The 9,853-nt window shown below is 41.3% G+C and carries 13 protein-coding genes and 1 other annotated feature; of the genes, 8 read left to right on the plus strand and 5 right to left on the minus strand.

What is annotated here, in order from left to right; all coding sequences use genetic code 11:
* Positions 1 to 36: 36 nt before the first annotated feature.
* Complete coding sequence (fabF, locus tag AOQ70_RS00785) at positions 37 to 1,269, minus strand: beta-ketoacyl-ACP synthase II (RefSeq protein ID WP_059374496.1); 1,233 nt, start codon at positions 1,267 to 1,269, stop codon at positions 37 to 39.
* Positions 1,270 to 1,372: 103 nt separating this feature from the next.
* Between fabF and AOQ70_RS00790 the strand changes: the two genes are divergently transcribed.
* Positions 1,373 to 2,209, plus strand: coding sequence for a helix-turn-helix transcriptional regulator (locus AOQ70_RS00790; protein WP_059374499.1), 837 nt, complete (start codon positions 1,373 to 1,375; stop codon positions 2,207 to 2,209).
* Between the two features lie 141 nt (positions 2,210 to 2,350).
* On the opposite strand, the gene AOQ70_RS00795 is transcribed toward AOQ70_RS00790, so the two are convergent.
* Together AOQ70_RS00795 and AOQ70_RS00800 are read right to left on the minus strand one after the other, a co-directional pair.
* Positions 2,351 to 2,959 carry a transglutaminase-like domain-containing protein gene (locus tag AOQ70_RS00795; protein ID WP_059374500.1) on the minus strand — a complete coding sequence of 203 codons (609 nt, stop codon included), beginning with the start codon at positions 2,957 to 2,959 and terminating at the stop codon, positions 2,351 to 2,353.
* 40 nt (positions 2,960 to 2,999) lie between these two features.
* Positions 3,000 to 3,506 carry a hypothetical protein gene (locus tag AOQ70_RS00800; protein WP_059374502.1) on the minus strand — a complete coding sequence of 169 codons (507 nt, stop codon included), beginning with the start codon at positions 3,504 to 3,506 and terminating at the stop codon, positions 3,000 to 3,002.
* A 186-nt stretch (positions 3,507 to 3,692) separates the two neighbouring features.
* Here AOQ70_RS00800 and AOQ70_RS00805 point away from each other — a divergent pair, with 186 nt between their 5' ends.
* The 7 genes from AOQ70_RS00805 to AOQ70_RS00835 all read left to right on the plus strand — a co-directional run bounded on the left by AOQ70_RS00805 (position 3,693) and on the right by AOQ70_RS00835 (position 7,777).
* Positions 3,693 to 3,953 (plus strand): metal-sensitive transcriptional regulator, encoded by a 261-nt coding sequence (locus AOQ70_RS00805; RefSeq protein WP_003217059.1) that lies wholly within the window; start codon positions 3,693 to 3,695, stop codon positions 3,951 to 3,953.
* Between the two features lie 124 nt (positions 3,954 to 4,077).
* A complete protein-coding gene (locus AOQ70_RS00810; protein WP_041088802.1) occupies positions 4,078 to 4,560 on the plus strand; it encodes a DsrE/DsrF/DrsH-like family protein in 483 nt (160 codons plus the stop codon).
* A 14-nt stretch (positions 4,561 to 4,574) separates the two neighbouring features.
* Positions 4,575 to 4,928, plus strand: a complete 354-nt coding sequence (locus tag AOQ70_RS00815; protein WP_059374504.1) for a rhodanese-like domain-containing protein — start codon at positions 4,575 to 4,577, stop codon at positions 4,926 to 4,928.
* 46 nt (positions 4,929 to 4,974) lie between these two features.
* Entirely contained in the window at positions 4,975 to 5,535 is a 561-nt protein-coding gene (locus AOQ70_RS00820) for a sulfurtransferase TusA family protein (RefSeq protein ID WP_059374506.1), read from the plus strand.
* Positions 5,536 to 5,550: 15 nt separating this feature from the next.
* Positions 5,551 to 6,678, plus strand: a complete 1,128-nt coding sequence (locus AOQ70_RS00825; RefSeq protein WP_059374508.1) for an MBL fold metallo-hydrolase — start codon at positions 5,551 to 5,553, stop codon at positions 6,676 to 6,678.
* A 33-nt stretch (positions 6,679 to 6,711) separates the two neighbouring features.
* On the plus strand, positions 6,712 to 6,942 hold the full coding sequence (locus tag AOQ70_RS00830) for a sulfurtransferase TusA family protein (protein WP_024427452.1): 231 nt from the start codon (positions 6,712 to 6,714) through the stop codon (positions 6,940 to 6,942).
* A gap of 58 nt (positions 6,943 to 7,000) precedes the next feature.
* Entirely contained in the window at positions 7,001 to 7,777 is a 777-nt protein-coding gene (locus AOQ70_RS00835; protein WP_059374510.1) for a sulfite exporter TauE/SafE family protein, read from the plus strand.
* Positions 7,778 to 7,812: 35 nt separating this feature from the next.
* Here AOQ70_RS00835 and AOQ70_RS19620 read toward each other — a convergent pair whose 3' ends face one another.
* Positions 7,813 to 7,989, minus strand: a complete 177-nt coding sequence (locus AOQ70_RS19620) for a hypothetical protein (protein WP_164512187.1) — start codon at positions 7,987 to 7,989, stop codon at positions 7,813 to 7,815.
* Positions 7,990 to 8,130: 141 nt separating this feature from the next.
* Positions 8,131 to 9,507 carry a proline--tRNA ligase gene (gene proS, locus AOQ70_RS00840; RefSeq protein ID WP_442854372.1) on the minus strand — a complete coding sequence of 459 codons (1,377 nt, stop codon included), beginning with the start codon at positions 9,505 to 9,507 and terminating at the stop codon, positions 8,131 to 8,133.
* Positions 9,508 to 9,606: 99 nt separating this feature from the next.
* Positions 9,607 to 9,803, minus strand: a binding site (T-box leader).
* Positions 9,804 to 9,853 lie beyond the last annotated feature (50 nt).

Raw genomic sequence — 9,853 nt, forward strand, 5'->3', positions numbered from 1 at the left:
CCAAAATGAAAAAAATCAAGGGCTATACACCCTTGATCAATCGTAATGTTTGAACAAGATGGCTGAATTATGTCCTCCAAAACCAAAAGAATTGGATAGCCCATATTTCAATGGAAGCTCCCTCGCTTCTAATACAACATCTAAATTGCAGTCTGGATCTTGATTCTCTACATTAATAGTTGGCGGAATCATTCCTCGTCTCAAACTTTCCACTAAAGCAATGGCTTCTACTCCGCCGGCAGCACCAAACATGTGCCCAGTCATTGACTTGTTTGCCGTTGTTGGAATTTCACCTGAACGATCACCAAATAATTTCTTAATTGCTAGAACTTCTGAACGATCACCTACTTGTGTACTTGTTGCATGAGCACTAATAACATCAATTTCATCTGTTGATATGTTTGCACTTCTCAATGCTTTTTTCATGGCTAAGTAGGCACCTTTACCTTCTGGGTGTGATGCTACCATATGATGAGCATCTGAACTAGCTCCGTATCCCACTACTTCACATAATATCGGTGCATCCCTAAGAATTGCGTTTTCTAATGATTCTAATACTAAGATACCTGCGCCTTCACTCATCACAAAACCATCTCTATCTGTATCAAATGGACGGCTGGCTAGGCTTGGCTCTTGGTTTCTAGTAGATAGTGCATGTGCATTTCCAAAACTGGCCAAAGATATTTGTGAGATGGCAGCTTCTGCTCCACCGGCAAATATAATATCTGCATCATCATTTCGGATCGCATTGAAAGCTTCACCAATAGAGGTGTTCCCAATAGAACAAGCTGTGACTGGTGACAATGATGGCCCTTGTGCCCCTAATCTTATGCTGATTTGGGCCGCAGCCGCATTTGAAATCATCATGGGGACAAGGCTGGGGCTTACTCTTGAGGGACCTCGTTTATCTAATACATTCACTTGATCAACAAGCGATTGGATACCCCCGATTCCTGAACCAACATATACGCCTAAACGTTCAAGATCAACTTGATCTAACTGTAATTGTGAATTTTCTAATGCTTGTTCGGCTGCTGCTAAGGCAAACTGACTAAAGCGATCTAAACGTTTTGCTTCTTTTCTTCCCAATATTTCATCTGCATCGAAATCACGAACGATTCCGGCTATTTTTGTTTTATAATCAGTTGTATCAAAAGAATCAATGAGAGATATTCCCGATTGTCCTTTGATTAGTTGATTCCAAAAGCTATTTACATCATTTCCAAGTGGAGAAATAATTCCCATTCCAGTAATGACAACTCTTTTCATGATCATTCCCTCCTTGTTTTTATTAACTTTAGCCATTGTGTTATCCTATTACAAGTTGTTGTTTATCCTAGTATAATTAATAATATTTTAAAGGGAGATCTTCATGAAACCTGAAACTAGACTTCAAGCTTTATCAGAATTTCTAAAGAATCAACGTTCGAAAATCACTCCTCAAATGGTTGGTTTACCTGTAGGAACCCGCAGAAGAACACCAGGACTAAGAAGAGAAGAAGTGGCTCAACTAGCCGGTGTGAGTCTTACTTGGTATACATGGTTAGAGCAAGGCAGAGATATAAAAGTATCTACTTCGGTATTAGATGCGATTTCTCGAGCATTACAATTAAATAACGATGAAAGGAGATATTTGTACGCTTTAGCGTTAGAGGAAGGAGTGAAACAATCCTTTATCATTGAGAATGAGAAGGAAATCAGTCCGGCTTTAGTGAAAATGTTGCAGGAGCTTCGTTATTGCCCAACGATTATATCTGATAGAAGAAGTCAAATTGTTGGGTGGAATCAAGCAGCAGCTAATGTATTTTTGGACTTTGAACAAATCATCCCGTCAGAAAGGAATATCATACGCTTACTATTCGCAAGAAAGGAATTTAAAAGTCTAGCCGTGAATTGGGAGCATTTTGTTAGAGGATATATTGCCATATTTAGAACGTATTATGGACAGTATGTAGCTGATGACTGGTATGAGCAATTTATAGAAGAAATGGAGCAGGCATATCCTGAGTTTCGTAAAATTTGGAATGAAAATGAGATCAGCTATGCGCCTGAAGTATTAATTGAATTTCGTCATGCTAAGGCAGGTAAAATGTTGTTTAACCTCACTTCATTACAAGTGTATGGGGATACTGATTTAAGATGCAGTGTCTATACTCCAGTTGAGGATACTGATACGGAGCTTAAGTTGAAACGTTTAATTGAAGGCTAGGTTTCATTTGGATGAAGTTATTATGGCCATTAAATATAAAATAGATCCTATGCCGTCAGCGACAAGTGGGCATAACCGATGCTGATAAGCACTGGTTTATTTTCACGTTTGGCTTTGTCGAAGTCTATTTGCCCCCCAAGCCTATAACGTTTCTGGTAAATGGTGTTTATACATCTCAATAGCATCTGTATGTTCTTTTAAAACGCTCATTGTTTTTGGATGTGGTTTAACATATATCAAAGGATAGTCGACTTCATCTAATTCTTGTTGAGTATGAAAAGCTAATCTTTCATGATCAAGTGAGAATTGAGCATCAATTCCTGTTTTGTTGCCGCGAGAGTCTAATCGAATCCATTTATTAAGTGAATGAAAAAATACAGCATTTAATGCGTGAATACAATATCCTTTATCTGGCGTATCGAACAACATTAACCGCTGGTAACAGAAACCTGTGGGTATTCCTTGTGAGCGCAATAGAGCAGCTAATAGGTTGGACTTTGCATAGCAAATTCCCTCTTTATAAGTTAATACCTCAGATGCATGACAAGTCACTCGTTTGGATTGGATATCCCATGTATGGGGAATTTCATCTCGAACAAACTCAGAGGCTGCTTTTGCTTTTTCTATTTCTGTCTGCAAAGGGTTGAAAAGTTCATTTGATTTTGCTCGAATAAGAGGATGAGAATAATCAACTTCAGCTAGTTCACATAAATAATCATCAAAATTTTTAGATTCACATGTCAAGTTCATGATAGTGTCTCCTTTTCTCTATACTTTTACCGCAGGAGGTCTATTTCTTCACCAACACATATTGTAAGTTTTCTAACTCAAACATATCAATCAGTTCATTGATGTCTTTAAAATAGATATGTTTTCCAAACCGTTTTTTGCTTAGGTCAATTTCTACATCCAATTGATCATCCTTTTCTTTCGTTTCGAGTTCATTTAGACAAGAATAGATTTCGATGGTTTCTCCTTTTGAAAGCTCTTTTTCAATGAATTTAAAAAGTGCACGAAGAGAATGAATGATGTCTAATTCATAAACAAAAGGATGCGTGAATTTGTTTCTTACCGTTTCATAGAAAGGATCTAAATTATCAATGTGAATGCCTTCGAAATCCTCTTCTGTTTCGAATACTTCTATCAAAGGATCTTCTTTTTGATAGGTTTTGTGCTTTTTTTGTTTTTGATCAAACAATTTGATATTGAGTTCAGAGAGTGGTTTATAGGTAGGATTTTGACCAATGGTCCCAAGCGGCAGTTCTTTGTTTGATCCAATATAATGCTGTAAAGTCATAAGTTTCCCTCTTTTCTTTCAATGATTTCTCGTTCGTTGATTATTTTCTTTTTATCAATAAATGGTGGAATGTGCAATTATTTTCACATACGTTCTCTACAAAAGAGAAGGACAAGTCGTTTGACTAAATACCTCTTAGGGTATACTATCTGTTCATAGGAATTCAATAGAAAGGGGTACTTGCGAATGGAATATAATCAGCAGATGAAGAATCGTCTTCGCCGGATTGAGGGGCAGATTAAAGGGGTTCTTGCGATGATGGAGCAGGGAAAGGATTGCCGCGAGGTGGTGACGCAGCTGTCTGCATCACGCAATGCCATTGATCGTGCAATGGGTGTGATTGTGAGTACAAATCTTGAACAATGTGTCCGTGAAAGTCTTGAACAAGGCAAGGATACGGAGGGTCTTGTGAAAGAAGCGGTTGAGCTATTGGTGAAAAGCCGGTAAGAAATTCATCAGCCTTTGGAGGTTGACGGATTTTTTTACTTGTTATAATATACCCTTACCGGTATATGTATATATTTTTTATTTTATATATACCCCCAAGGGTAATTGAAAAAGGAGGAGCAGAATGGAAGAACAGAAAAAACGCACGACGATTGTGCTATTTAGTGGAGACTATGATAAAGCGATGGCGGCTTATATTATCGCCAATGGTGCAGCGGCCTATGATCATGAGGTGACGATTTTTCATACGTTTTGGGGGCTGAATGCCTTGCGCAAGGATGAGATGGTGCCAATGAAAAAAGGTTTTTTAGAAAAAATGTTTGGCAAGATGATGCCGCGCGGGGCTGATCGAATGGGCATTTCAAAGATGAATTTTGCTGGAATGGGCCCAAAGATGATTAAGCACGTGATCAAAAAGCACAATGCCATGACTTTGCCGCAGCTTATTGATATGGCGAAGGAACAGGAGATTAACCTCGTGGCATGTACAATGACGATGGACCTTTTAGGATTGCAGGAGAAAGAATTATTAGATGATATTCAATATGCTGGTGTGGCGGCGTATTTAGCTGAGGCTGAAATTGGGAATGTGAATTTATTTATCTAGTGAGGTGTTAACACATGATTCAAACACTTTTGATCATCATCGTCATTGGTTTGCTGGTGAGCCGTTTTCTTCCTGTAAAGGGTGTAAAACAAATTGATGCAGCCGATATGAAACCTCAATTGCGTAGACAGCATCAACAACTGATTGACGTTCGGTCTCCTGTAGAATTTCAAACAGACCATATTAAAGGATTTCGCAACATCCCATTACCTCAGCTAAAAGAACGAGCAAATCAGCTTGCGAAAGACAAAGAGGTCTATGTGATATGCCAAAGCGGGATGAGAAGTATGCAGGCAGCTAAAATATTGAAGAAGCAAGGATTTACACAAATTATGAATATCAAGGGTGGCATGAATGCTTGGCATTAAGTATGTATAAAATATACCCCCACCCCTATATGAAGGAGGACATCACGTGCAGCAACCAACTGTCATTTTAGATGCAAAAGGATTGGCATGTCCGATGCCGATTGTGAAAACAAAAAAACAAATGAATGAGCTATTACCAGGAGACGTGCTTGAGGTGCAAGCTACCGATAAAGGATCAGCAGCGGATCTAGCGGCATGGTCAAAGAGTGCCGGCCACGAATTTTTAGGAACAAAAGTAGAAGGACAGGTGCTTCATCATTTGATACGTAAAGGTGGAGTGCAAGAGAAAGAAGGGGAGTCAATGATTTCGGAAATGCCTTTGAATACGTTCCAACAGAAGGTAAAAGAAGATCAATCTTTGTTTATTTTAGATGTACGAGAACTGGATGAATACGAGGCGGGGCATATTCCAGGAGCTGTTCACATCCCTCTTGGAGAAGTCGAACACCGTGCAGAAGAATTGAGCCAGGATACGCTTATTTACCTCATCTGTCATTCAGGCAGAAGAAGTGAATTAGCCGCGCAAAAGTTAAAAGAAAAAGGATTTCAACAATTAGTGAATATAGTGCCAGGCATGAACAGCTGGGCAGGAGAGATTGAAAAATAGGAGCTGAATAAAACGATGTCTGTAAAAGAAATGACAGCAGAACAGTTAACAAAAAAGATTATCAACAAAGAGCCCATCTTTTTGTTAGATGTACGAAACGAATCAGATGTACAGGACTGGAAGATTGAAGGAAAAGCCGTTGATTATGTCAATGTACCTTACTTTGAGCTTCTCGATGGCGTAGAGGATATGGTCGAGAAAGTACCAACAGACCGAGAAGTGCTAGTTGTGTGTGCCAAAGAGGGCTCCTCTATTATGGTGGCGGAGATGCTGTCAGAGGCGGGCAGAACGGTCAGTTATTTACAAGGTGGTATGAAGGCATGGAGTGAGCATGTCGAGCCAGTGAAGATTGGTGATTTAAGCGGCGGTGGAGAGCTGTATCAATTTGTACGGATGGGCAAAGGGTGTCTGTCCTATATGATCATGTCCAATGGAGAAGCTGCGGTTGTGGATGCTGCTCGAATGACGGAGGTCTATATCGATTTTGCGAAAAAGCATGATGTTTCGGTGGCGCATGTGCTGGATACTCACCTTCATGCGGATCATATTTCTGGTGGGAAAAAACTAGCTGATCAGACAGGAGCTGCTTACTGGCTGCCACCAAAAGATGCAGAAGAGGTAACCTTTGAGTACAAACATCTTGAAGAAGGACAGCGGATAACAATTGGGACGTCTTCCATTGACATTCACCCTCTTTATTCCCCGGGACATACGATCGGCTCAACATCTTTTATCGTAGACAATCAATTTCTTATTTCGGGTGATATTCTGTTCGTTGATTCTATCGGAAGACCTGATCTCGCTGGACTGGCGGAGGACTGGGTAGGTGATTTGAGAGAAACACTTTATGACCGATATATGGCGCTTTCGAAAGAATTAATTGTTTTACCTGCGCATTTCATGATCATGGAAGAAGTGAATGAAGACGGAAGCGTTTGGAAGGAACTTGGCGTTTTATTTGAAGAAAATCATGGACTGAACATTGAAGACGAAGATGCATTTAGACAAATGGTCACGAAGAATCTTCCTGCACAGCCAAATGCCTATCAAGACATCCGGTATACCAATATGGGGAAATTGACTCCAGACGATGAAGAACAGCGGGTAATGGAAATTGGTCCAAACCGTTGTGCGATTCGGTAATGTCCAATAAAATAAGAAAAGAGGAACGATCAAATGACATCTGATCAACTATTAGACGTAACAGGGCTTGCATGCCCAATGCCGATTATTCGAACGAAGAAAAAAATGAACGACTTGGCGGAAGGTCAAGTTTTAGAAATACATGCAACAGATAAAGGGGCTAAAGCTGACTTAGCTGCATGGGCGAAGTCAAGCGGACATGAATTGATCACGCAGACAGAAGAAGGTCACGTGCTGAAGTTCTGGATGAGAAAAGGGTCCTAAAGGATGTAGGGGTATCTGCTGAAGATCCCCTTTTCCTTTTGCAAAGGAGGAGACCAGCGTGGATTTTGCATTTTTGATTACACTTTTTATCATCGGATGTATTGGTTCCTTCTTATCAGGAATGGTGGGGATCGGCGGATCTGTGATCAACTATCCCATGCTGCTTTATATCCCTCCTCTTCTCGGTGTGATGGCATTATCAGCACACGAGGTTTCAGGGATTGGCGCCATTCAAGTGCTTTTTTCGACGCTGGGTGGTGTACTGGCGTATCGGAAAAGCGGATATTTACATCGCTCGCTGATTTTATATATGGGAAGCAGTATATTGGCGGGCAGCTTATTAGGCAGTTATGTATCACATTTTATGCCAGAGAAAGGGATGAACCTCGTCTATGGATTACTTGCCATTGTGGCGGTTATTCTCATGCTGATTCCGAAAAAAGGACAGCGTGCAGACGCAGAGGGTGAAGTCACTTTTCATAAAGGACTGGCATCAGGTATTGCCTTTGTAATTGGCAGTGTTTCCGGGGTATTAGGCGCAGGCGGTGCATTTATTTTAGTACCTGTCATGCTGTCTATTTTAAAAATTCCTGTTCGAATGACAATTGCGTCATCACTTGCGATTACGTTTCTTTCTGCTATAGGCGCATCGACTGGAAAGGTATTGACGGGTCAAGTCATGCTTCTTCCTGCGATTGTGCTGATGGCCGCAAGTTTGGCAGCCGCTCCGCTTGGTGCTAAGGTCGGTCAGAAAATCAATGCCGTCTATTTGCAATGGGCACTTGCTGTAATGATTACAGCGACAGCGGTCAAAATTTGGCTGGATATTTTATAAAAGAAAGACCAACAGAGCAAACGTGTTGGTCTTTTTTATTTGACGTCATCGTGCTCGATATACGTTTCTAGTGCGGGGTGGTACTCTTTTTGATAATGAAGGTTGGGACATGTTTTCACGACTTTGCCTTGCAGGGCATTGGACTTTGAGACTTCTAATGCTGTTCTACATTTAGGACAGCGTTCGGCAAAGAATGAGGGCCAGCGTTTCATATATCACCACTCCAGTTAAAGTCTTAAAAACCGATTATATTAATATGAATTATAGGGGATCATGCAGGTGAGGTCAATGGGTGTTTGGGTCTTTTAACAAAAAAAGAAGCATCCTGAGATGCTTCTTTATCGTTCATATTCTTAATAGGCTTTCGCCCAGAACACCATATCAGATGCAGGCTTTCCGCAGCAGACACATGTGTCAGAAATGGTTTCCTGTTCAAATGGGATACAGCGTGAGGTCGCACCTGTTCTTTCTTTAATATCGTTTTCACAGGCTTCGTCACCGCACCACATGGCTTTAATCAATCGGTTTTCTTCTGCAAGAATTTGCTCGATGTCTTCGATTGTGAGGGCTTGTGATGTTTTTTCATGTAATCGTTCCTTCGCCTTTTCGTACATGGTCCGCTGAATGTCTTCAAGCATTGCTGCGATGGTTTGTTCAAGGGCATCTAATGTGACAGCTTGCTTTTCACCAGTGTCTCGTCTTGCGAGCATCACCTGTCCTTTTTCGATGTCCTTTGGTCCTACTTCTACACGAAGCGGAATACCCTGCATTTCACACTCGTTGAATTTCCAACCTGGCTGTTTATCACTTACATCGATGTCAGCGCGTGAGATGCGGGCGAGTCGATCCTTTAATTCATAGGCATGATCGAGGACACCTTCTTTATGAGAAGCGATTGGCACGATACGCACTTGGGTTGGCGCAATATTTGGCGGGAGGACAAGCCCTCTGTCGTCGCCATGCACCATGATCATAGCGCCGATAATTCTTGTTGTGAAGCCCCATGAAGTCTGCTGGACATGCTCTAGTTTTCCTTCACGGTTTAAAAATTCAATGCCAAACGCCTTTGCAAATCCGTTCCCGAAGAAATGAGAAGTGGCAGTTTGGAGCGCTTTTCCATCATGCATCAAGCTTTCGACTGTATAGGTGAAGCGAGCGCCGGCGAATTTTTCCTTCTCTGTTTTTCTCCCTTTAATGACAGGAATGGCAAGGAGATCTTCGCAAAGAGAAGCGTAAGTGTGAAGCATTCTTTCTGTTTCTTCAATCGCTTCTTGCTCAGTCTCATGGCACGTGTGTCCTTCCTGCCATAGGAATTCAAGGGTTCTAAGGAAGGGACGTGTTGTCTTTTCCCAGCGGACGACATTGGCCCATTGGTTATATAGCTTGGGTAAATCGCGGTAGGAATGAATAATGTTTTTATAATGCTCAGCGAACAGCACTTCAGAGGTTGGTCTGACGCAGAGCCTTTCTTGTAATTCGGATTCACCGCCATGTGTGACCCACGCCACTTCAGGAGCAAAGCCTTCGATATGATCTTTTTCCTGCTGCAGCAGGCTCTCTGGGATAAAGAGCGGCATATAGACATTCTCATGACCCGTTTCTTTAATCTGGCGGTCAAGTTCGTCGCGAATATTCTCCCAGATTTTAAAGCCGTACGCTGAATGATCATACTGCCTCTCACGCTTGAATAATCGACGAGCCGCGCCTTTGTGACAACATCTGTATACCATTGGGCAAAGTCGTCTTCCATGCTTGTAATTTTCTCAACAAATTGTTTCTTTGACATTGCAGGTTCCTCCTTTTTAAAAAACAAAAAAGCTGTACTTTAAGTTAGGGACCATTCCTGGTGGTACCACCCTAATTTAAAGCACAGCTTTACACTCAATTCATGATAACGGTATGAACCGCTGTATGAAACAGAACTAAATCGGCAGGTTCACTTGAAGATGTCAGTAGGAACTTCTCAGCACCGTTCCCTCTCTGTTAAAGATCGATTCAAGCTACTATTCCAGATCTACGTTGATCCTTGTTCGTTGATTTTTCATCAGTTTACCTGTAAATGAAGGAGAAAGTCAA

Source organism: Bacillus sp. AM 13(2015) (genome assembly GCF_001518755.1).
Taxonomy (GTDB): domain Bacteria; phylum Bacillota; class Bacilli; order Bacillales; family Bacillaceae; genus Bacillus; species Bacillus safensis.

Coding starts and splice junctions, on each gene's coding strand:
- fabF (WP_059374496.1), bottom strand. CDS start 1,269: ATGAAAAGAGTTGTCATTACTGGAATGGGAATTATTTCTCCACTTGGA.
- AOQ70_RS00790 (WP_059374499.1), top strand. CDS start 1,373: ATGAAACCTGAAACTAGACTTCAAGCTTTATCAGAATTTCTAAAGAAT.
- AOQ70_RS00795 (WP_059374500.1), bottom strand. CDS start 2,959: ATGAACTTGACATGTGAATCTAAAAATTTTGATGATTATTTATGTGAA.
- AOQ70_RS00800 (WP_059374502.1), bottom strand. CDS start 3,506: ATGACTTTACAGCATTATATTGGATCAAACAAAGAACTGCCGCTTGGG.
- AOQ70_RS00805 (WP_003217059.1), top strand. CDS start 3,693: ATGGAATATAATCAGCAGATGAAGAATCGTCTTCGCCGGATTGAGGGG.
- AOQ70_RS00810 (WP_041088802.1), top strand. CDS start 4,078: ATGGAAGAACAGAAAAAACGCACGACGATTGTGCTATTTAGTGGAGAC.
- AOQ70_RS00815 (WP_059374504.1), top strand. CDS start 4,575: ATGATTCAAACACTTTTGATCATCATCGTCATTGGTTTGCTGGTGAGC.
- AOQ70_RS00825 (WP_059374508.1), top strand. CDS start 5,551: ATGTCTGTAAAAGAAATGACAGCAGAACAGTTAACAAAAAAGATTATC.
- AOQ70_RS00830 (WP_024427452.1), top strand. CDS start 6,712: ATGACATCTGATCAACTATTAGACGTAACAGGGCTTGCATGCCCAATG.
- AOQ70_RS19620 (WP_164512187.1), bottom strand. CDS start 7,989: ATGAAACGCTGGCCCTCATTCTTTGCCGAACGCTGTCCTAAATGTAGA.
- proS (WP_442854372.1), bottom strand. CDS start 9,507: ATGGTATACAGATGTTGTCACAAAGGCGCGGCTCGTCGATTATTCAAG.